Source organism: Paenibacillus sp. strain BS8-2 (assembly GCF_054483835.1).
Genome location: NZ_CM137010.1, coordinates 4,455,986 through 4,477,237 on the forward strand (window position 1 = coordinate 4,455,986; position 21,252 = coordinate 4,477,237).

The following is a 21,252-nucleotide window of genomic DNA, read 5'->3' on the forward strand; positions in this document are numbered from 1 at the left end:
CATGTGAAAGGAGATCGTATAATGATAAAGGGAACTTCTTTGGGTCAAATGGAAATTATTCCGAGGATCGGCGAATTATATGAGGGTAGATATCGGGTTAGGCGCATCATAGGTCAAGGTGGAATGGGCACCGTATTTGCTGTGGAGGATATCAAGCTTGCAGGCCGGATTCTGGCTATGAAGGTTACAAGTTCTGCTGTTGCTCCGATTGAACCTGGCGTCTATTCTTCGGAAGCCGCTACGTTGATGCGATTGGATCATCCACATTTGCCACAAATTACGGACTATTACCCGCCATCAGCTGAAGGAGCGCCAGAAGTTCTCGTAATGGAGTACATTGATGGTCATACGCTGGCCCAATGGCTGCAATATTCGCGCCAAGCTATGCCTTTCGGACAAGTGTTGCGAATCGCTAGGCAGCTGTGTTCGGCACTGATTTATTTGCATGAACAGCCTCGTCCCATCATCCACCGTGATCTCAAACCATCCAATATTATGATTGACACAAACGATATGGTAAAGCTCATCGATTTCGGAATCTCTCGTTACTACAAAGAAGGGAAACAGGGAGATACATTGCAGCTTGGGACGACAGGATATGCAGCGCCAGAGAGGCATTACGGGAGTCAAAGCGATATCCGAAGCGACATATATAGTCTTGGAGCTGTCTTATACAGTTTAGCGGGAACTAGTGCGGTAAAAGAGATGCAGGAGTGGAATCCAAATCGTGCCAAACCAAGAATGAAACTCCCGGAAACATGGCCGCGAGCTTATGTCAATATATTGGAACGGATGTTAGAGCCGGATGTACGGTTTAGATTTCAATCCATGCAAGAAGTAGAGCAGGCTCTGACTGCCTGGCAAGTTCAGGCTACAGATATATTGGCGCCAAATAAACATGCAAAACAGGCTGTAGACAACTCACAACACAGGGTTGTCGTGTTAGGACTGTCCAGTGGAACCGGCGTTACCTTCCTGTCGATTACGTTAGCGCTATTAATGGCACGTCGCGGACTTGCCGTGCACGCGGCTGAGTTTGCAGGTGAACAAGGAGAGTGGGAGGAGCTTCTGCCGCGCTCCTTACAATCCGAGTCCGAACAATATTGGAGATTGCGGGATGATGGATATGGGGGAAGAAAAGAGGATGTAAAGCATGCCCGATCTTGTCCAGTTGAGTGGCTTCCAGCATCTCCACAATGGGTTGATTGTGCAGACAAAGCTTTAGGACGCCTTGAACAAACGTTTGATGCGAGCAGGCATGATATTCAGATCATCGATCTATCCAGTAATTGGGATACTTCGGAAGCGGGTTACTTGATCAGGGCATCAGATCATGTTGTCGTTATTGCCGATCCCAATGTATACAAATGGCAGTCTGCTAAGTGGGAGAGACTGCATAAACTGCAATCAGAGAATGCCACTGTGAAGCAGCAATGGCACTGGATCGCCAATAAACATACGAAATTCGGCGAAGATCGTACATGGCTGTCCATGCTGCCGGATTGGCCGATTGCGATCGTCCCTTTGTTACCGCAAGAGAAATTATGGAACATCATGTGGAGCGGCAAATGGCCAACCGATTATGCACAATTGGACCAGAAGCTGACGAGGTCTCTACAGCCATTACTCGAAGTATTGGATATGAAAGCGCGGGTAAGCAGATCGTAGCTGAATGGTGTTCGCTTGCAATCTAATGGCGCCTTCTTTATGATGAAAGTATTATTTTTGCTAGAAGGAAGGTGTACCATCGTTATGAATGAACGCGTTCTAGTCGTAGAAGACGAAGCGGGAATCTCTCGAATCTTGCAATTGGAATTGGAGCATGAGGGATACTCGGTTGGAGTGGCGGCAGATGGCAGGACAGGCTATGAAATGGCTTCAACAGGAGAATGGCAGTTAATTCTCCTCGACGTTATGCTGCCAGAGATGAGCGGTATCGAGGTGCTTCGTTTAATTCGTCAAGCTGGTAATCCTGTGCCTATTATATTGCTGACGGCAAGAGATACAGTACCGGATAAGGTGAGCGGCTTCGAGCATGGCGCTAATGATTATATTACGAAACCATTTGCCATGGAGGAATTGCTGGCGAGGGTACGCAACATTCTGCGTATATTCCAGCAAAATCCTAAGGAATCTGAGGGTTCCGATGTCATCAAGCTTGGTGATCTCACCATTGAGCTTCGTTCCCGCAAAGTGTACCGCAAAGATATCCTGATCGAGCTGACCCCGCGTGAGTTTGAGCTGCTTGTCTATTTGGTGGAGAACCGCAATGAGGAGAAGTCACGTGAAGACATTTTGTCGGAAGTATGGGGATATGACTTTATCGGCGAGACGAATCTCGTCGACGTTTATATCCGTTATTTGCGCCAAAAGCTGGATAAAGGGTACAGACATAAGCTGATCCATACCGTTCGGGGAGTAGGTTATATGATTAAGGAGCCGGATGCATGACGCTGCGTAAACGTTTTACGCTTTTTACGATTTTTTGGCTTATCCTCATTTTAATTTTCTTTAATATCTTCGTGTATTTCTATGTCATCAAAATTACGACAGAGAGCGAAGAAGAGGTCATTATGACCAAGATGAATCTTATGCTGGAGAATCCTCGGATCCAGAGTGGTCGAGGGTTGTCCTCACCGGATTTATTAAAGGAATATCATAACGCGAACGAAATGATTCGAATTATCGGTCCCAATAACCGCGTTCTCAATATAACCGGTACGAACGCCATTCTGCTCGAGCTGCCCGCGCAGTTCGATGCTTATCATCATACCGATATGGTGACGAAGAGCGGGGAACGCATCATTTATATGCGGGTACCGCTGTATTCGGACGGGAATGTCATCGCGATGTTAGAGATCAATCGCATTCTGGACGAATTGGACAATTATCTGCAGGTGTTAGTTGCGGCGCTTAGTGTGACGAGCGCAGGTGCGATATTGTTTGCGATTTTCGGAACGTATTGGTTCACATCCAGGCTTACGGCTCCAATTCAGCAGATGGTTAATACAATGCGGGAGATCGATCGCAGTGGTAAGCTCCGGCAAATTGATATTAGCGGACGTGAGGAATCGGCAGAGCTTCAGCAGCTCATTAGGGCATTTAATCAAATGATTGAGCGGCTCGATCGTACCTTTGAGCATCAGAAGCAGTTCGTAGCTGACGCCTCGCATGAACTCAAAACCCCTTTAACTGTTATTAGCAGTTATGCGGGCTTGTTAAAGAGGTGGGGACGCGACGATGTAAGCATTCGTGATGAAGCCGTTGAGGCGATTTCAAAGGAAGCAACGAGACTGCAGAATTTGACCAAATCAATGCTGATGCTCGCTGAAGCGGAGCAGGAAGATTGGCTCAAGCTGGAGATGTTCGATGTCGTACATATAGTAGAAGAGCTTGCGACGATGCTGCAGACGACTTTCCAGCGTCAGATCCGAATCAAGCCGCACACGCGCGTCATTCGTATGTCTGGTGATAAAGACAAGATCAGACAGTTGCTGGTGATCCTATTGGATAATGCCATCAAATATTCCAAGGAACCGATCGATGTATCGATCTCCCAATCCAAAAACATCGTCAAAATCGAAGTGAAAGATAAAGGTATGGGGATTCCGGAAAAAGAAATCCCGCATCTGTTCGAGCGCTTCTACCGTGTGGACGGAGCAAGAAGTCGGACAACTGGCGGCGTTGGACTTGGCTTGTCTATCGCTAAACGGATCATTGATCTGCACGAAGGCAAAATCGACGTATTCAGCCTTCCTAATCTTGGGACGACAATTACTTTGCAATTCAAGCAGCGCAAATAATGACATCGGAGGTCCTTTATGAAATTTCGTACAGCTGCCGTTCAATATCGGCTATCCGATATCACCAGTTTTGATGCCTTTCGGGATCAGGTGACTCACTATGTTCGCAACGCTTCGGAATATGGTGTACAGTTTCTGTTGTTCCCTGAATTTATGACGACTCAATTGCTCTCCATTGGCGACGACCAGGGCAACCCGCTGACTATTGACCGTCTTCCTAGCTTCACAGATGCGTATACGGAGCTGTTTGGTGAATTGGCCCAACAATATGGGATGTATATCATCGGAGGCACGCATGTCGTTGAGGTTGAGGGCGGGAAACGGCGCAATCGTGCTTTCTTGTTCCATCCGGATGGGCGGATCGATACCCAGGACAAAATTCATCTGACACCTACCGAAGTGACAGAATGGGAAATGTCGAAGGGGGATGGAGTAGAAGTATTCCAGACGCCATTCGGCACCATCGCCATGTTGACTTGTTATGACATTGAATTCCCTGAGATCGTGCGAATCGCACGCGCCAAGGGGGCGGATGTCATCTTCTGTCCATCGTGCACGGATGACAGACATGGTTTCTATCGGGTTCGGTATTGCTGCCATGCTAGAACGATTGAAAATCAAATTTATATCGTAACGACTGGTACCGTAGGCTCACTGCGCAAGGTTGATTTTATGCGCGCGAACTATGGACAAGCGGCTATACTGGCGCCAAACGATATTCCGTTCCCGCCAGCGGGAATTGTCGCAGAAGGTGTTATTAACGACGATATGCTAATCGTCGGCGATCTGGATCTCGACTTGCTGGAAGAAGTGCGCCTGAACGGATCGGTTATGACTTGGCGTGATCGTAGAACAGATCTCTACACCGATTGGAGATCTGAATGAAGAAGGAGCTATACATACGGTCTGGCAGTGGACTCGTCCAAGCGGCCATTCGGAACTACGGAGTTAGTGACTTTAAAGGTTTAATTGATGTGCAGAAGGCATGTTTCCCGCCGCCATTTCCCGAGGAGCTGCATTGGAACGAGGAACAACTGTCTTTGCATGTCTCCTTATTTCCGCAGGGAGCGATCTGTGCGGAAGTGAATGGTGTTATCGTTGGCTCCATGACAGGGCTGGTCGTAGATATGGCGGATTACGAATCCGACCATAGCTGGGCGGCGGTGACTGATAATGGATATATCCGCAATCATAATTCGCAAGGCAATACGCTATATGTTGTTGATATTGCAGTTGTCCCGGCGTATCGTTCGTCGGGCTTGGGCAAATGGATGATGCTTACGTTATATGAAACAGTGGTACATCTAGGTCTTGAACGATTGTTAGGCGGCGGCCGAATGCCGGGTTATGGAGCGCGCACACACGAGGCGAGCCCGGAGGAGTATCTGGCAAAGGTACTATCAGGGGAGTGGAATGACCCTGTGATATCATTTCTTCTACGCTGTGGAAGGCTGCCAGTTGGAATCACGCCCAACTATTTGGAGGATGAACAATCCTTAAACCACGCTGTATTGATGGAGTGGCGGAATCCCTTTAAGACTTAACGTCCGCATCCATAACTAGGAGTCCGAATCAGGAGGAATTTCAATTTATGTTGACTTATTATCGTATTCAAACAATAGAAGATGTTTATTTCCGGCAATTGCATGAGCTGCTAGGCACCATTTTTCCTCCGGAAGAAGTGCTCGCATATGACGACTGGGCAGGTCCTCTGCAAGATCCCAGTATCCATGTATATGTCGCATTGCAGGGTGAAGTCGTAGTTGGTGCAACCGAATACCGTTATTATCCCGATATGCAGGTCGCGATGACGGACTTTACGATTATCGGTAAGGCCGCAATGGGTATTGGCCGTTTCTTGCTTGTAAATCGAGAAAAGGATTTGCAGCGTCTTGCGGAACAATCGAAGACTGCGCCAATCGGGATGTTCGCCGAGATTTATGACCCTTACCGCGCAGCCGATCACGGTTTCGGCGGCGTTTCACCTATGAATCCATATGTGCGACGCGAGGTGCTTTCTCATATCGGTTACAAACGACTGGAGCTCAAGTATGTCCATCCTTCTTGGGAACAAACAGGCGAAGCGGTTTCGGAGCTGGATCTTGGATTCTTACCGAAGGATGAGGAGCTGGAAGCTATACCTGCCGAGCTGGTTGTTCAATTCTTAACGACATATTATTCGGCTCTGCCGAAAAAACCGCAAGAATGGATTGAAATGGTCGAGCATCTGAAGACCTTGAAAGAAGTGCGTCTGCTTCCGCTATGAGCAAGTTAATTTTTCGTGGAACTGGAGATTCTCAAGGCGTGCCTCGCACTTATTGCGAATGTGGCGTTTGCAGCGAAGCAAGAGAGGCACAACACGTCAATCGGCGTCTGCGTCCCACTCTTCAGTGGCTTGAGCCAGAATGGGGCACAACTTGGATTGACTGTGGCCCGGATTGGGGACGTCAGATGGAAATGGCGGGCTTGCGCGATATAGACCGTATGTTGATTACCCACGCGCATTACGATCACATCGGCGGTTTACCAGAGTGGTATGATGTCTGTCGATGGACGGGCAAGAAGGGAATCGCATATGCACCTTCCGAGGTGATTGAGGAGATATTGCAACGGTTTCCATGGATCGGTAGTGGAATTGAATTCAAAACATTCGATCATGCAATCAGCATCGGCGATTGGACGGCTAGCAGTTGGAGGGTTAACCATGGCAAAAACGGTTATGCCTACGCCTTCTCGTTCATTAATGAGAAGACGAGGTATCGCTGGATATATTGCTCCGATTCCATTCTGCTGACGGATGAGCAGCAGGAACCGATGTTTGGAGCTGATCTCATCATATTCGGAACGAGTTTCTTCCAAGAGCCTTATCCGATGGAGACTCGCTCCGTATATGATGTAACGGAAGCTATTCAGCTCTCACAGAGGTGGAAGCCTGGACGGATGGTGCTTACTCATTTGTCCCATGATATCGATATTCGGAGATGCGGCGAGTTGCCTAATGGTATGAAGTTTGCTTATACTGGAATGGTGATTGACATCTAATTCGGGCTACTCCAATATTGACGGATAGTCATGATTTTGAGTATGATATGGTTAGATTTTTGATGTACCGCTGTTTATTAGGAAGGGGAAATTTTGATGTATGCAGGTGTTCTTAACTCATAAATAGGATCATATTCGGATATTTCGAGAATAGGCCAGCGAATGTTATTTTTAACATTCGTTATGGTTTGTTTCGATATCCGTCCTAGAGTTGAGAACCTGAGGATATCCGACTGTTTACATGAAGGCTACCTTTCTTTTCATCGATTTGTGTTTATGTAGGTTATGGATTAAGCAATACGCACAGTTTCTCCATCGGCCCCGATGTGAAACGTGTCATTTGCTTGCATGAACACAGTCGTGATTCGATTACACCTTTATATAGACAGGAATGGAGCGCCCACGCGTTCTGTTCCTGTCTATTTTTTTTACCCCAAAATAAAGGAGATGTCCATACATGAATGAAAATACGTTGAACAAATTAGAATTTCATAAAGTGAAAGAACAAGTGGCCGATAGGACGGTTTCGAATGCAGGACGCAAGCTTGCTGAATCGATGAAGCCAAGTGCTGACTACGGGCGTGTTCATGCTTGGCTTCAGGAAACAGAAGAAGCAGCAATCCTTCTTGCCGCCGGCTCTAGCATCCCGATCTCGCCGATGGAAGGGATTGAGCCATTTCTCGCTCTACTTGGCAAAGGCAGGATATACAACGAACAAGAGCTTGAACAGCTTGGTATATGGCTGACCTCTGTTGCTCAAATGAAAAAATATATGAATGCCAAGGAGCAGCTTGCTCCGACAATATCCGGATATGCGGACTCCATGTACGAATGCAGGGAGTTGCGGGATGATCTTCAGCGCTGTATACGTTTCGGCAGCTTGACTGATGAAGCGAGTCCTGACCTGGCTTATATTCGCCGTCAAACCTATGCTGTAGAAGATCAAATCCAGAAACGGATGACGGGAGCGATGAACAAATATAAGAGCAGCCTGCAGGAGTCTGTCATCAGTAAACGATCTGGGAGATTCGTGTTATCTGTCAAGCGTGAGCTGCGCAAACATGTACCCGGCTCGGTGCTTGATGAATCTGCAAGCGGGCAGACGCTTTTCATTGAGCCAATGGAAGTGGCTGAGCTGCATATGGAGCTGCAACAGTGGAAGTCGGCGGAGGAAAGAGAGAGGACAATCGTATTATCGCGTCTTTCTGATGAAGCAGATAATCATTCGACAGAGCTCAAAATGAACGTGCAAGCGATGGCCATCTTCGATTATATTGTTGCCAGAGGTAAATTTGCCAGAAGCATTGGCGGAAAACGAACGCGTCTAATCGACAAACCTTATGTGAGATTAGTCGAGGCTACACATCCGTTATTAGGTAAAGGTGCAGTGCCGCTCCAAGTGGAGCTAGGTTTGAAATGGAACCAGCTAATGATCACGGGTCCGAACACAGGGGGAAAAACAGTTACGCTAAAGACGATTGGACTATTCGTCATCATGAATCAATGCGGACTTCTCGTGCCTGCGTCACCTGAGAGCGAGCTCGGTTTGTTTAGCCATTTGTTTGTCGACGTTGGAGATGGGCAAAGTATGGAGCAATCGCTTAGCACCTTCTCTTCACACATCTCCGTGCTAAGTGAAATGCTTCGGTATGCGGACGATAAATCCTTATTGCTGATGGACGAATTGGCTGCGGGCACCGATCCGTCGGAAGGAATTGCTTTATCAATCGCTGTCCTTGAGCAGCTTAAGCGGCAAGGCGCCAAGGTCGCGGCTACCACTCATTTCAACGAAATCAAGCTGTTTGCTTCGTCGACAGAAGGCTGTCAGAATGGAAGAATGACATTTGATCCGGAAACCTTGCAGCCTCTATATCGACTTGAGATTGGAGAAGCAGGCGACAGCCATGCCTTTGCAATCGCGCGCAGGTTTGGGTTGCCAGAGGGAGTCATGAGGCGTGCGGAAGAGCTGCTTGTACGAAAGGGCGGCGGAGCATCGTCATATGTGGACGTTATTAGTGTGCCGCGAACCGAGCTCCAAGATGATAGTCAATCGGGGAGAACGCCGAAATCGTCAAAAGCTGCCAAAGGCAGCGACGTGAATTCCGATGTTAGTAAGGATGACAATAACACGTCGATTGGGAGTCAGGTTGCCCGGCGCTTTGCCCAAGGAGATGCCGTATGGATCTATCCACTCAAGCGTTCTGGCGTTGTGTTCCGAGAAGCAGATGAGAAAGGCGAGCTAGTTGTCCAGGTACAGGGTCAAAAGATGAGATTTAATCACAAACGTTTAAAACCCTATATCGCCAAAGAGAAATTATACCCGGGCGAATCGTATGATCTTGATATTGTATTCGAATCAAAAGAGAACCGAAAAGCCCGTAACCTGATGAATCGCAAACATGCAGAAGGAATAGAAATCGTGATTAAGCCGGAGGATCAATATTAATCCCGGCTTTGGATCACGAGCAAACGTCCTTCATTTAGGCGGATAACGCCTTGTTCTCCGATCATCACATTACTGATGCCAAGCGACTGGCCAATCGTTAAAGTAGCTTCATGAAGCGGGTATTGAAATCCTTCGAGCGTAATTCCTGTTACATAACTAGATAGCGGTAACAGGGAAAGCTGAGGATGATGGTGGCGTGTCACGAATGTCGTCTGAGAGATGATCATAATGCGGTTTGTTTCATCAATGATTTCGGCAGCAATACCGTTCTCATCCGCCAGGGCGAGAAGGTGGACATTGGCAAGCGAATGGTCGAATCGTGTGCCTAATGCGCCTAGCATCAAAATTTTTTCTGGTTTCAGATCGAGCGCCAAGCGGAATGCCATCTCGGTATCGGTGAAGTTTTTGTCGATGGGATCACATTCGATCATCCTGACGCTGTGACTTCTGACCCGCATGAGCTCATCAGTCGACACGGAGTCAAAATCCCCGATGGCAATATCGGGTTTAAAACCTTGCTCAATCAGAAACAAAGCGCCGCTGTCTGCGCCAATAAGCAAACTGCCTTTCTCGATATAAGGAACAGCCCAAGAGCCTAATGATCCACCAGTGGTAATTATGATTTTTTGAAGCATGGCGTTCATGTCGATGTTCTTCCTTTCGGCATTGTCTGTAATTCAGTATAGCTTCTGCTTGTCTCGCGAGCAATGCGAATCCCGCTCGAAATTTGTCATTGCGGAAGTGACGGTGCGGAGATAAAATGGGTAAGGATAAAGGGTGTTTACTTCGCCCACAATGAACGGGAAGCGGGGATTACGGCGGTGAGCATGGATATTTTTAGCGTCTTCAGCTTGATTGGCACGATTGCTTTTGCGGTCAGCGGAGCTGTAGTCGCAATGGAAGAAGAATACGACATTTTAGGCGTTTATGTGCTGGGTCTGGTAACCGCGTTTGGCGGAGGGGTCGTACGGAATCTGCTAATCGGGATGCCGGTCACCATGTTATGGAGTCAAGGTTATTTGTTCAAGGTCGCGATTATCTCTATGACGATCGCCTTCATTTTGCCGGTCCGTTGGATTCTGCGTTGGAGACGCAGCGAAGCTTTTTTTGACGCGATTGGATTGTCGGCGTTCGCGATTCAAGGCGCATTGTATGCAACCCAAATGGGGCATCCGCTTAGTGCCGTATTGGTGGCAGCGATGCTAACGGGGATTGGCGGCGGCATTATCCGCGATGTGCTTGCCGGACGCAAGCCACTTGTGCTCAAAGATGAAATTTATGCGGTATGGGCAATGCTGGCCGGGATGTGCGTCGGTCTTGGATGGGCGAAGTCAATCGTCGAGCTCCTTGTGCTATTTGCCCTTATTATCGCGTTCCGTATGATGTCTGTCTATTATAAATGGCGTCTGCCGCGTCGTTCGCTTAGAGGGGCGTTTGCCGCATCCGCAACTGCGGCGGAACGCTCGAAAAAATTAATGAAGAAAGAGTTGGAATAGCCATGATTCATAACGCAACCTGCAAGGTATTATTTGTGTGTCTCGGCAACATTTGCCGTTCTCCCATGGCCGAAGCGGTCATGCGCCATCTAGTGGCACAGGAGGGTAAAAGTGATAGCATTGAGGTGGATTCTGCAGGAACGGGAGATTGGCATTTGGGTCACCCGCCGCATGAGGGCACACGAGGTCTATTAGATCGCCAGGGTATTTCCTATGAAGGAATGAGAGCACGTCTCGTGATCAGCGACGATTACAAGCAATTCGACTATATTGTCCCCATGGATTCCAAAAATCTCCGTGATGCCGAAGCTGTGTTTGCCCAATCTGCTAATCGCGCTAATGGCGAAGATGGTCCAGAAATCTTTACTTTTATGGAGCTGCTGCCCGATCGCGGGATAGCGGATGTACCTGATCCCTATTACAGCGGCAACTTCGACGAGGTTTACGAGCTGGTTGAAGCAGGCTGCAAGGCATTGCTGGATAAAATCATATTGGATAACGCTTAAATTCAAGTTCTCCGTATTTAAAGATCAAAAGGACCGTTCCAAAGCCTGTTTCATAGCTTTGGAACGGTCCTTCCTTTCTAAGGCATTGCCATGCTACTTTCGATACAACATCATGGATCATTACTCAACCTCAATAAAGTAGCTTAATGCTGCAGGAATTTCCTTTTGCCAGAAGCCCCACTGATGTTTGCCTTCTTTTTCTTCATAGAAGATCCGGGCTCCTTTATGCTCAAGCAGCGCCTTGGCATTACGGTTCAGAGCGACAAAGTCATGGATGCCGCGATCCGTCGTCTCGTATTCGGTCTCCTGTAATCCGACAATCATGAAGATATCCAGCCATTCCAGATCGTAATGCCGATCAATAACGGCTTGAGAGCTTGCGAAGAAAGCGCCGGAAAGAGACATCACGCGTGTGAAAAGCTGCGGATATTCAAGCGCGATATGAAGCGAGACGCTGCCGCCAAGCGAATCGCCGGCCAATAATCGATCTTCAGGTTCTCTGCGCACAGGGTACCTTTCTTCAATGTAGGGGAGAAGCTCTTCTGCGAAAAATCGCAAATAAGCCATGTGGCGGCTGCCGTCCGGTGCGTATTCATCCGTCCTGAATTTTTTGTCGACATCAACGCCAACAATAATAAACGGCTCAAGTCCGTCATCCAAAATAAGTTTGGTAGCCGATGTTGCGACTCGCCCGAAGTTAAAGAAATCTTCTCCGTCCTGACAATATACGACAGGATAACTAAGCAGTTCATTATAACCCGGTGGGAGGAAGATGCGAAGGTTGCGCTCTCCTTCGGGCAAATAACTGCTTTTAACCGTTTCTTTCAGAATCGTTCTCTTCAAATATCGATCATCCGTCATGATTGAAATCTCCTCGGTATGGAATGGAATAGGGTCATTGTGGGCAAACCATTATAAGGTAATGCTGGTCTGGCTTCCTTAGATAAGCAGTTGTATTATGCTGTTACAGTGTAAATTTGATTCTGTAGCATATACAATTTCTCAACAGAATAGCCCGGATTAGCGAAAAAACAACGGTTTTTTTGTTTTTTGCTTTGACCATAATCATTAAACAGGTTTATAATAATTCTATAACAGAGGTACCCGATTTTCAAATATTTTGATTGAGGTGAGCGTTCAAAATGAGCAAACTGCCATACGAAGTTCAGACGGAACCGGTTACACCAATGTCCGTATTGTCGCTCGATGGAGATGTCGTAAATCCGGATCTATTGCCGGATCTGACTGACGAGCAACTGAAAGAAGTTATGTACCGCATGGTATTTACCCGCACGTGGGACGAACGTGCCGTTAACCTTGGACGTCAAGGCCGTCTAGGCTTCTACGCACCGGTATCCGGTCAAGAAGCTTCTATGATCGGAAGCGAATACGCCCTTAACAAAGACGATTTCATCTGCCCGGGCTACCGCGATATGCCGCAGTTGGTATGGCATGGTCTTCCTATGTACCAGGCTTTCTTATATTCGCGCGGACATCAAGCCGGCGGTCAAATTCCGGAGGACGTACATGTCCTGATGCCACAAATCATTATCGGTGCTCAAATCTTGCATGCGACTGGCGTTGCCATGGCATTCAAGAAAAAAGGCGAGAAACGTGTTGCAATCACTTATACGGGTGATGGCGGATCCTCCGAAGGCGACTTCTACGAAGGTCTGAACTTTGCGGGTGTTTACAAGCTTCCAGCTATTTATGTTGTTCAAAACAATGGCTACGCCATTACAACGCCATACGCGAAACAAACAGGTGCACTGTCCGTCGCTCACAAAGCGGTTGCAGCGGGTATCAAAGGCGTGCAAGTTGACGGTATGGATGTTCTGGCTGTTATCAAGGCTGTCCGTGATGCTGCAGAACGCGGCCGCAATGGCGAAGGCGCTACGCTTATCGAATTGCTGACATACCGTTTCCGTCCGCACTCCATGGCTGACGACACGACGAAATATCGTACGAAGGACGAAGAAGCTGAATGGGCACTTAAAGATCCGCTTATCCGCTTCGGCAAATTCCTCGAGAAAAAAGGTCTTTGGTCCGACGAAGATACAAACCGCGTAAAAGAAGAAGCAAAAGCAACGGTAAACGAAAACATCAAAAAAGCTGAAGCTGTCGAAAAAATGACGGTTGCAGGCCTGATCGATACAATGTTCGAAACAACACCTAAGTACCTGGAAGAACAAAAAGAAGATTTCCAATAATAGGGGAGGAGTAACCACAATGGCACAAATGAATATGCTTGAAGCGATTCGCGATGCAATGCGCGTAGAATTGAAACGTGATTCGAACGTGCTGATCTTCGGCGAGGACGCTGGTAAGGTCGGCGGTGTGTTCCGCGTAACAGAAGGTTTGCAAGAAGAGTTCGGGGAAGAACGCGTGTTCGATACGCCGCTTGCGGAATCCGCGATTGCGGGTATGGCGGTAGGCATGGGTATTCAAGGTTTCCGTCCGATCGCAGAAATTCAATTCGTAGGTTTCATCTATGAAGCGCTTGATCAAATGTTTATCCAAGCAGCTCGTATGCGTTACCGTTCCGGCGGACGTTACAACTCGCCAATCGTTTTCCGTACGCCGTTTGGCGGCGGTGTAAAAGCTGCTGAGCTGCATACAGATTCCTTAGAGGGTCTGGCTGTTCAAACCCCTGGTATCAAGGTCGTTATTCCTTCGAACCCTTACGATGCCAAAGGTCTGATGATCTCTGCGATCCGCGATAACGATCCGGTCTTCTTTATGGAGCATCTGAACTTGTACCGTGCGTTCAAGTCCGATGTGCCTGAGGGCGAGTACACGATTGAGATCGGCAAAGCAAACGTTGTTCGCGAAGGCAGCGACGTAACGATTATTGCTTATGGAATGATGGTGCATACAGCGGTTAAAGCGGCAGATGAGCTTGAGAAACAAGGCATCAAAGCTGAAATCATCGATCTTCGTTCCCTTGTACCTCTTGATATTGACACAATCGTAGCTTCGATCCAGAAGACGAACCGTGCAATCGTCGTTCAAGAAGCTCAAAAAACATCTGGCGTAGCGGCGGAAGTCATTGCTCAGATTAACGAGAAAGCAATTCTTCATCTGGAAGCTCCTGTACTTCGTGTCTCCGGTCCGGATACAGTGTATCCATTCGCGCAGATCGAGGATGCGTGGTTGCCGACTCCTGCCCGTATCGTGGCAGCTGCTCAGAAAGTAATCAATTTCTAATACATTCTGCGGATTGGAATTCTCGGAATGGCGGTTATATAGAGGATATAAAGGAGGTTGCCATCGGTGGCTAAATTCGAATATCGATTCCCCGAGCTGGGCGAAGGTCTTCATGAAGGCGAAATCGTCAAAGTATTGATCAAGCCGGGCGCGAAAGTAACGGACGACGACATAATTATGGAAGTTCAGAACGACAAGGCGATCGTTGAAGTCCCTTGTCCAGTAAACGGCACAGTGCTAGAAGTGTTGGTGAAGGACGGTCAGGTATGCCATGTTGGCGAGCTGGTTGCCGTTATCGACGCGGAAGGCGATTTGCCAGAAACTGCGACACCTGCTCCTGCAGAAGAGAAGAAGGAAGAAGCAGCTTCAGCTCCAGCCGCTGCTGCACCATCTGCTCCTGCGCAAGGCGAAGCTAAACCTTCTAACGCTCAAGTGCTTGCAACGCCTAGCGTTCGCAAATTCGCACGTGAGAAGGGTGTAGATCTAACGCAAGTTTCCGGCACAGGCAAGAATGGCCGCATTACTCGCGAAGACGTTAATGGCTTTGGCGGTGCTCCTGCAGCGACGACAGCTACTGAAGCAGCAGTTGCGGCTCCGGCAGCAGCGGAAGCACCAGCGGCTGGCGACAACAAGCCGGCAGCACCAGCTGCATCCGGCACGGCTTACCGTCCGGAAGAACGCGTACCGTTCAAAGGTATCCGCAAAGCCATTGCTAATGCAATGGTCAAGTCGGTATACACGGCGCCTCACGTTACAATCATGGATGAAGTGGACGTTACGGAGCTCGTAGCACTACGCGCGAAGTACAAGCCATATGCGGAGAAAAAAGGCTCCAAGCTGACTTACTTGCCGTTTATCGTCAAGGCGCTTGTTGCTGCTTGCCGTCAGTTCCCTATTATGAACTCGACGCTGGACGAAGCAAATCAAGAAGTTGTTTACCGCAAATATTATAATATCGGTATCGCAACAGATACGGATAATGGCTTGATCGTTCCGGTTATCGAAGATGCCGATCGCAAAAACCTGTTTATGGTTGCCGATTCGATTCGTGACCTTGCGGCTCGCGGTCGTGACGGCAAGCTGACTGCTGCAGAGCTCAAAGGCAGCACGATCTCGATTTCGAACATCGGTTCTGCTGGCGGTATGTTCTTTACTCCGGTTATCAACTTCCCTGAAGTTGCGATTCTTGGTACAGGTCGTATCTCGGAGAAGCCGGTTGTTCGTAACGGAGAGATCGTTGCCGCTCCGGTTATGGCATTGTCGCTTAGCTTCGACCACCGTCTCATTGACGGCGCTACAGCACAAAACTTTATGAATTACATTAAGCAGCTTCTGGCGCAGCCTGAACTGTTCATTATGGAGGTTTAACACATGGTAGTTGGAGATGCTTCCTTAGATATCGATACTCTAGTCATTGGCGCAGGTCCCGGCGGATACGTCGCGGCAATCCGTGCCGCACAACTCGGCCAGAACGTACTGGTCGTGGAGAAGGAGCATGTTGGCGGCGTTTGTCTAAACGTAGGCTGTATCCCTTCCAAAGCGTTGATCTCCGCAGCTCACCAATATGAGTCCATTAGCCATGCTTCCGCCTTCGGCATCGAAGTTGGCGAAGCGAAGGTTGATTTCAATAAAGTGCAAGAGTTCAAGAACGGCATTGTTAAGAAGCTGACTGGCGGCGTTGCTTCCCTGTTGAAAGCGAACAAGATCCAATACTTCCATGGCGAAGTGATGTTCATCAACGAAAATGAAGCACGCGTATTCAACGACCAAGAAGCTCCGCGTTACCGTTTCAAGAACTGTATCATCGCGACGGGTTCCCGTCCGATCGAGCTCAAAGTATTCCCTTACGGCGGACGTATTGTTTCTTCGACTGGCGCGCTTAGTCTGCCGGAAATTCCGAAGAGCCTCGTTGTAATCGGCGGCGGCTACATCGGTATCGAGCTTGGTCAAATGTATTCTAAGTTCGGCACAAAAGTAACGGTTATCGAAGGCTCCGATTCGATCCTTCCTGGCTTCGACAAGGATATGTCGTCCATCGTGGCTAAGAAGCTCAAAGGAACTAATGTTGATATCGTAACTGGCGCACAAGCGAAGAGCGCTGAGCAAACGGATAAAGACGTAACGGTTACTTACACAGTCGGCGACAAAGAAGAGAAAGTAACAGCGGATTACCTGCTTGTTACGGTTGGCCGTCGTCCAAACACGGATGGCGAGCTTGGTCTTGATTTGATCGGCGTGAAAATGACGGATCGTGGTCTTGTCGAGGTTGATGGACAATGCCGTACGAGCATTCCGCATATCTTCGCGATCGGCGATATTATTGCTGGTCCTGCACTGGCGCACAAGGCTATGTACGAAGGCCGCGTAGCTGCAGAAGCGATTTCCGGTCAACCAAGCGTTGTTGATTACAAGTGTGTACCAGCAGTGTGCTTCTCCGATCCAGAATGCGCAAGCGTGGGTCTCAGCGAAAAAGAAGCGAAAGACAGCGGCCACAATGTAAAAGTGGGCAAATTCCCGTTCGCGATCAATGGTCGCGCAATGTCGCTTAACGCTAACGAAGGTTTCGTGAAGCTGGTATCCGATGCGGATTCCGGATTGCTGCTCGGCGCGCAAATCATCGGCTTGGAAGCTTCCAACATGATTGCTGAGCTGGCTCTTGCAATCGAGATGGGCGCAACGCTTGAAGATATCGCGCTTACGATTCATGCTCACCCAACACTCGGAGAGATCGTTCTTGACGCAGCCGAAGTTGCGCTTGGACATCCAATCCACACATTCGTCAAATAATAGGTTACATTCGAATACATCTATGATGTATTGCCTTGGAGGCCACACTGCATATTTACTGCGGTGCGGCCTCCTTTCTCCTTTGTACATATATGCAAGTGGATAGGTATATGGTAATGAGTAGATAGGATTGGAAAGGAGCGAACGTTATGACAACCAACGACTTTGATGCCGAGAAGAGTTCCCCCGAGGCCAAATCTGCAAAACAATCGAGAACGTTGATGACGCAGTTAATTTTCCCGCTGGACACCAACCAACACGATACGATGTTCGGCGGCAAATTGATGGAATACATGGATAAGGTTGCAGCGATATCCGCCATGAGACATGCGCGTAAGAGGGTAGTCACAGCATCAACGGACAGTCTGGACTTCCTTGCACCGATATATGTAGGGGAAGTCATTGAAGTGGAGTCGTTCGTCACCTGGACGCGCCGCAGCTCCATGGAAATCTACGTTTCCGTTGTATCCGAGAATCTGTATACAGGTAAAAGGCAGACAACGGTTACAGCCTTCTTTACCTTCGTCGCGCTAGACGAATCTGGTCGTCCTACAAGCGTTCCTAAGGTCATTCCTGAAAACGAATTTGAGCAAAATTTATACGATACAGCACCAGATCGGCATGAGCTGCGTAAGCGCAGAAAAGGCGACAGATCGACAAAGTCGTGATATACTATTTGGATACAAAATCAAGGAGCGATTGCGAAATGAGCAGCGAAAACCAATATTTGCAGTTGCTGCGAGACGTATTGAAGGACGGCGTACGCAAAGAAGATCGGACAGGCACAGGTACGCGCTCTACCTTCGGGTATCAGATGAGATTTCCGCTTGAAGAAGGTTTTCCTCTTCTCACCACGAAGCGGGTATCATTTAAACTTGTAGCGAGCGAGCTGCTCTGGTTCATGCGGGGCGATACAAACATTCGGTATTTGTTGCAGCATAATAACAATATCTGGAATGAGTGGGCTTTCAAACGTTTTGTAGAAAGCGATGATTATACAGGACCTGATATGACTGATTTTGGTCTGCGTTCACAACGGGATCCGTTGTTTGCAACTGCCTACCAAGAACAAATGGATGCTTTTAAGGCTCGGATCCTTAGCGATGATTCATTTGCCGGCGTATATGGAGAGCTGGGCGACGTATACGGCAAGCAATGGCGAGCGTGGAAGACGACGCAAGGCGAAACGATTGATCAGTTAAAGGACGTCATCGATACGATCAAACGAAATCCGGACTCGCGCAGGCTTATTGTGTCGGCTTGGAATCCGGAGGATGTGCCTTCGATGGCGCTGCCTCCATGTCATACGATGTTCCAGTTCTATGTGGCTGATGGCAAGCTCTCTTGCCAGTTATATCAGAGGAGCGGAGACATTTTTCTGGGCATTCCTTTCAATATTGCCAGTTACGCACTGCTTACTCATCTTATCGCGCACGAATGTGGGCTTGGTGTTGGTGATTTCGTCCATACACTCGGTGACGCGCACATCTACAATAATCATATGGATCAGATTGAAGCGCAGCTCAGCAGAGACATGAAGCCATTGCCGAAGCTACTTCTAAATGCAGATAAACGTTCTGCGTTTGAATTTGAGCTGTCGGATTTGACCTTGCAAGGGTACGAGCCTCATCCTGCGATCAAGGCGCCTGTCGCGGTCTGAAGTCATGATCGAGGTGATAAATTGACTATTACATTAATTGCAGCCATGGACCGCAACCGAATGATTGGCAAAGGCAATGCAATGCCGTGGAGGCTTCCGGCTGAGATGGCGTATTTTAAGGCGAATACGCTGGAGAAGACGGTGTTGATGGGGCGTAAAACTTTTGAATCGATTGGGAGCAAGGCGCTTCCGAATCGGCGTAATGTCGTGTTGACAAGACAGGTAGGGCTTCAGCTCGAAGGCTGCGAGATTGTTCATTCGGTGGAAGAAGCCATTCGATTGTACGCTTCAGATCGCGAAGAGCCGTTGATGATTATCGGCGGCACAGAAGTCTATACGGCGTTTCTTCCATATGCAGATACGATTCTTTTGACGGAAGTCGAGACCGAAATACAAGACGGAGATGCCATGTTTCCAGTGTTTTCTCCTAGCGAATGGAAACGTACCGTAGGGGAGCGCAAGGAGAAGGATGAACGAAATCCATTCTCATTTACATTCGTATCACATACACGTTTATAAGCTTTAGTCCTTCTAAACGGTAAAGGAATGACGGTTATGCGAACAATTCGTCATAAAATGCAAATGATTGTGCGGAAAATCCATTAACCATCTCAACAAAGGAATGCTAGCATGATATAATATCGTTACCGGAAATTACATTGTGTTGAAACGGTTGAATAATGAATGGATTCCCGATATAGTTTGAGAGATAGAAGATCGAGCAGCATACGGGAATACGGATGGAGGAATAGCGATCATGTCTACACCAACGGGTTTTATGGAATATCAGCGCGAATTGCCGGCCGATCGCGACCCGATTGAGCGCATTAAGGATTGGAACGAATTCCACAAGCATCTTAGTGACGAGCAGCTTCGTACGCAAGGAGCGCGCTGCATGGATTGCGGCACTCCGTATTGTCATACAGGCATAGAACTGGCAGGATCCGTCTCGGGTTGTCCGGTGAACAACCTGATCCCAGAATGGAACAACTTGATCTACCGCGGATTATGGCGCGAAGCGCTGGATCGCCTGCATAAAACCAATAACTTCCCTGAATTTACAGGTCGTGTTTGTCCTGCACCGTGCGAAGGCTCTTGTACGGTTGGTTTGATCGGCGACGCTGTTACGATCAAAACGATTGAACAAGCTATAATCGATCGTGGTTTCGAAGAAGGTTGGGTTGTGCCTCAGCCTCCGAAAGTGCGCACAGGCAAACGTGTTGCGGTAGTTGGCTCCGGCCCTGCCGGTATGGCGACAGCGGCTCAGCTTAATAAAGCAGGCCACACGGTAACTGTTTATGAGCGTGCTGATCGTATTGGCGGTTTGTTGACTTACGGCATCCCGACAATGAAGCTGGAGAAACATGTTGTGCAGCGTCGTGTAGACTTGATGACCGAAGAAGGTATCGAGTTTGTTACCAATACAGAGATCGGCAAAGATATTTCCGCAAGCGAGCTTGTTGAGAAGTTTGATGCAGTTGTCCTTTGCGGTGGCGCAACGAAAGCACGCGACGTCGAAATCGAAGGTCGCGAACTAAATGGCGTTCATATGGCGATGGATTATCTGAACGGTACGATCAAGAGCTACCTGGATTCGAACCTTGAGGATGGCAACTACTTGTCCGCGAAGGACAAAAACGTAATTGTTATCGGCGGCGGCGACACAGGTACAGACTGCGTGGCAACTGCACTTCGTCATGGCTGCAAATCGGTTACACAATTCGGTACGGTTGGCAAAGCGCCGCTTACACGCGATCCGATCACGAATCCATGGCCGCAATTCCCGAATGTGTATACACTAGATTACGCACAAGAGGAAGCGAAAGCTCTCTACGGCGAAGATCCTCGCGCATTCTCCGTTCTGACGAAGAAGTTCGTCGGTGACGAGAATGGCAATCTGAAAGAATTGCACACGGTTCAAATCGAGCGTACAGTCGACGAGACGGGTCGCCGTATCTATAAAGATATTCCTGGTACAGAAAAAGTATGGCCAGCTGATCTGGTGTTTATCGCCGTCGGCTTCGAAGGTCCTGAGACGACTTTGATCGAACAGCTCGGTCTGGAGCAAGATCGTCGTTCTAACGTGAAAGCAACCTACGGCGAATACAACACGAATGTGAAGAAAGTATTCGCAGCAGGCGACATGCGTCGTGGCCAAAGCTTGGTTGTATGGGCAATCAACGAGGGACGCGAGGTAGCGCGTGAAGTAGACAAATATTTGATGGGATCTTCCATGCTGCCATAAGGTGAACGGAAATAAATTGCCTCAGAGAATGGCAGGATTGTTATTTTGTCATTGTATAAA

At 48.3% G+C, this 21,252-nt stretch carries 20 protein-coding genes; 18 read left to right on the forward strand and 2 right to left on the reverse strand.

Annotated elements, in window-relative coordinates; translation table 11 throughout:
- Window positions 1-21: 21 nt before the first annotated feature.
- The 8 genes from ACX1C1_RS19200 (at window position 22) to ACX1C1_RS19235 (ending at window position 9,291) form a co-directional block, all read left to right on the forward strand.
- Complete coding sequence (locus tag ACX1C1_RS19200; protein WP_458953780.1) at window positions 22-1,668, forward strand: protein kinase domain-containing protein; 1,647 nt, start codon at window positions 22-24, stop codon at window positions 1,666-1,668.
- An 84-nt stretch (window positions 1,669-1,752) separates the two neighbouring features.
- Window positions 1,753-2,451, forward strand: a complete 699-nt coding sequence (locus ACX1C1_RS19205; protein WP_458953781.1) for a response regulator transcription factor — start codon at window positions 1,753-1,755, stop codon at window positions 2,449-2,451.
- Window positions 2,448-3,803 (forward strand): HAMP domain-containing sensor histidine kinase, encoded by a 1,356-nt coding sequence (locus ACX1C1_RS19210; RefSeq protein ID WP_458953782.1) that lies wholly within the window; start codon window positions 2,448-2,450, stop codon window positions 3,801-3,803. Before ACX1C1_RS19205 ends, ACX1C1_RS19210 begins: the two co-directional genes overlap by 4 nt.
- An 18-nt stretch (window positions 3,804-3,821) precedes the next feature.
- On the forward strand, window positions 3,822-4,688 hold the full coding sequence (locus ACX1C1_RS19215) for a carbon-nitrogen hydrolase family protein (protein WP_458953783.1): 867 nt from the start codon (window positions 3,822-3,824) through the stop codon (window positions 4,686-4,688).
- Window positions 4,685-5,347: a GNAT family N-acetyltransferase gene (locus ACX1C1_RS19220; protein ID WP_458953784.1), complete on the forward strand. Its 663-nt coding sequence runs from the start codon at window positions 4,685-4,687 to the stop codon at window positions 5,345-5,347. Before ACX1C1_RS19215 ends, ACX1C1_RS19220 begins: the two co-directional genes overlap by 4 nt.
- 50 nt (window positions 5,348-5,397) lie before the next feature.
- Entirely contained in the window at window positions 5,398-6,069 is a 672-nt protein-coding gene (locus tag ACX1C1_RS19225; protein ID WP_458957729.1) for a GNAT family N-acetyltransferase, read from the forward strand.
- Between the two features lie 38 nt (window positions 6,070-6,107).
- On the forward strand, window positions 6,108-6,845 hold the full coding sequence (locus tag ACX1C1_RS19230) for an MBL fold metallo-hydrolase (protein WP_458953785.1): 738 nt from the start codon (window positions 6,108-6,110) through the stop codon (window positions 6,843-6,845).
- Between the two features lie 457 nt (window positions 6,846-7,302).
- Window positions 7,303-9,291 (forward strand): endonuclease MutS2, encoded by a 1,989-nt coding sequence (locus ACX1C1_RS19235; protein WP_458953786.1) that lies wholly within the window; start codon window positions 7,303-7,305, stop codon window positions 9,289-9,291.
- Here the strand turns inward: ACX1C1_RS19235 and ACX1C1_RS19240 are convergent.
- Window positions 9,288-9,935, reverse strand: coding sequence for a thiamine diphosphokinase (locus tag ACX1C1_RS19240; RefSeq protein WP_458953787.1), 648 nt, complete (start codon window positions 9,933-9,935; stop codon window positions 9,288-9,290). The two genes, ACX1C1_RS19235 and ACX1C1_RS19240, sit on opposite strands and share 4 nt — an antisense overlap.
- Window positions 9,936-10,118: 183 nt before the next feature.
- Between ACX1C1_RS19240 and ACX1C1_RS19245 the strand changes: the two genes are divergently transcribed.
- Window positions 10,119-10,787, forward strand: coding sequence for a trimeric intracellular cation channel family protein (locus tag ACX1C1_RS19245; protein ID WP_458957730.1), 669 nt, complete (start codon window positions 10,119-10,121; stop codon window positions 10,785-10,787).
- Window positions 10,788-10,789: 2 nt separating this feature from the next.
- The gene (locus ACX1C1_RS19250; protein ID WP_458953788.1) at window positions 10,790-11,293 is read left to right on the forward strand and encodes a low molecular weight protein-tyrosine-phosphatase; all 504 of its coding nucleotides are present in this window, start codon (window positions 10,790-10,792) and stop codon (window positions 11,291-11,293) included.
- 120 nt (window positions 11,294-11,413) lie between these two features.
- Here the strand turns inward: ACX1C1_RS19250 and ACX1C1_RS19255 are convergent, their stop codons facing one another.
- The gene (locus tag ACX1C1_RS19255; protein ID WP_458953789.1) at window positions 11,414-12,154 is read right to left on the reverse strand and encodes an alpha/beta hydrolase; all 741 of its coding nucleotides are present in this window, start codon (window positions 12,152-12,154) and stop codon (window positions 11,414-11,416) included.
- A gap of 281 nt (window positions 12,155-12,435) precedes the next feature.
- Here ACX1C1_RS19255 and pdhA point away from each other — a divergent pair, with 281 nt between their 5' ends.
- The 8 genes from pdhA (at window position 12,436) to ACX1C1_RS19295 (ending at window position 21,192) form a co-directional block, all read left to right on the forward strand.
- Complete coding sequence (pdhA, locus tag ACX1C1_RS19260) at window positions 12,436-13,503, forward strand: pyruvate dehydrogenase (acetyl-transferring) E1 component subunit alpha (protein ID WP_458953790.1); 1,068 nt, start codon at window positions 12,436-12,438, stop codon at window positions 13,501-13,503.
- Between the two features lie 19 nt (window positions 13,504-13,522).
- Entirely contained in the window at window positions 13,523-14,500 is a 978-nt protein-coding gene (locus tag ACX1C1_RS19265; protein WP_458953791.1) for an alpha-ketoacid dehydrogenase subunit beta, read from the forward strand.
- Window positions 14,501-14,566: 66 nt separating this feature from the next.
- Window positions 14,567-15,868 (forward strand): dihydrolipoamide acetyltransferase family protein, encoded by a 1,302-nt coding sequence (locus ACX1C1_RS19270; RefSeq protein ID WP_458953792.1) that lies wholly within the window; start codon window positions 14,567-14,569, stop codon window positions 15,866-15,868.
- A gap of 3 nt (window positions 15,869-15,871) precedes the next feature.
- Entirely contained in the window at window positions 15,872-17,287 is a 1,416-nt protein-coding gene (gene lpdA, locus ACX1C1_RS19275) for a dihydrolipoyl dehydrogenase (RefSeq protein ID WP_458953793.1), read from the forward strand.
- A 149-nt stretch (window positions 17,288-17,436) separates the two neighbouring features.
- Entirely contained in the window at window positions 17,437-17,955 is a 519-nt protein-coding gene (locus tag ACX1C1_RS19280) for an acyl-CoA thioesterase (protein ID WP_458953794.1), read from the forward strand.
- A 38-nt stretch (window positions 17,956-17,993) separates the two neighbouring features.
- Window positions 17,994-18,947: a thymidylate synthase gene (locus ACX1C1_RS19285; RefSeq protein WP_458953795.1), complete on the forward strand. Its 954-nt coding sequence runs from the start codon at window positions 17,994-17,996 to the stop codon at window positions 18,945-18,947.
- A 21-nt stretch (window positions 18,948-18,968) separates the two neighbouring features.
- Window positions 18,969-19,466, forward strand: a complete 498-nt coding sequence (locus ACX1C1_RS19290; RefSeq protein WP_458953796.1) for a dihydrofolate reductase — start codon at window positions 18,969-18,971, stop codon at window positions 19,464-19,466.
- Window positions 19,467-19,704: 238 nt separating this feature from the next.
- Window positions 19,705-21,192, forward strand: coding sequence for a glutamate synthase subunit beta (locus ACX1C1_RS19295; RefSeq protein WP_458953797.1), 1,488 nt, complete (start codon window positions 19,705-19,707; stop codon window positions 21,190-21,192).
- The last annotated feature ends 60 nt before the right edge of the window (window positions 21,193-21,252 follow it).

What these genes read in the sequence shown, in the direction of transcription:
- ACX1C1_RS19200 (WP_458953780.1), top strand. Translation starts at nt 22, where the DNA reads ATGATAAAGGGAACTTCTTTGGGTCAAATGGAAATTATTCCGAGGATC.
- ACX1C1_RS19205 (WP_458953781.1), top strand. Translation starts at nt 1,753, where the DNA reads ATGAATGAACGCGTTCTAGTCGTAGAAGACGAAGCGGGAATCTCTCGA.
- ACX1C1_RS19210 (WP_458953782.1), top strand. Translation starts at nt 2,448, where the DNA reads ATGACGCTGCGTAAACGTTTTACGCTTTTTACGATTTTTTGGCTTATC.
- ACX1C1_RS19215 (WP_458953783.1), top strand. Translation starts at nt 3,822, where the DNA reads ATGAAATTTCGTACAGCTGCCGTTCAATATCGGCTATCCGATATCACC.
- ACX1C1_RS19220 (WP_458953784.1), top strand. Translation starts at nt 4,685, where the DNA reads ATGAAGAAGGAGCTATACATACGGTCTGGCAGTGGACTCGTCCAAGCG.
- ACX1C1_RS19235 (WP_458953786.1), top strand. Translation starts at nt 7,303, where the DNA reads ATGAATGAAAATACGTTGAACAAATTAGAATTTCATAAAGTGAAAGAA.
- ACX1C1_RS19240 (WP_458953787.1), bottom strand. Translation starts at nt 9,935, where the DNA reads ATGAACGCCATGCTTCAAAAAATCATAATTACCACTGGTGGATCATTA.
- ACX1C1_RS19245 (WP_458957730.1), top strand. Translation starts at nt 10,119, where the DNA reads ATGGATATTTTTAGCGTCTTCAGCTTGATTGGCACGATTGCTTTTGCG.
- ACX1C1_RS19250 (WP_458953788.1), top strand. Translation starts at nt 10,790, where the DNA reads ATGATTCATAACGCAACCTGCAAGGTATTATTTGTGTGTCTCGGCAAC.
- ACX1C1_RS19255 (WP_458953789.1), bottom strand. Translation starts at nt 12,154, where the DNA reads ATGACGGATGATCGATATTTGAAGAGAACGATTCTGAAAGAAACGGTT.
- pdhA (WP_458953790.1), top strand. Translation starts at nt 12,436, where the DNA reads ATGAGCAAACTGCCATACGAAGTTCAGACGGAACCGGTTACACCAATG.
- ACX1C1_RS19265 (WP_458953791.1), top strand. Translation starts at nt 13,523, where the DNA reads ATGGCACAAATGAATATGCTTGAAGCGATTCGCGATGCAATGCGCGTA.
- lpdA (WP_458953793.1), top strand. Translation starts at nt 15,872, where the DNA reads ATGGTAGTTGGAGATGCTTCCTTAGATATCGATACTCTAGTCATTGGC.
- ACX1C1_RS19280 (WP_458953794.1), top strand. Translation starts at nt 17,437, where the DNA reads ATGACAACCAACGACTTTGATGCCGAGAAGAGTTCCCCCGAGGCCAAA.
- ACX1C1_RS19285 (WP_458953795.1), top strand. Translation starts at nt 17,994, where the DNA reads ATGAGCAGCGAAAACCAATATTTGCAGTTGCTGCGAGACGTATTGAAG.
- ACX1C1_RS19295 (WP_458953797.1), top strand. Translation starts at nt 19,705, where the DNA reads ATGTCTACACCAACGGGTTTTATGGAATATCAGCGCGAATTGCCGGCC.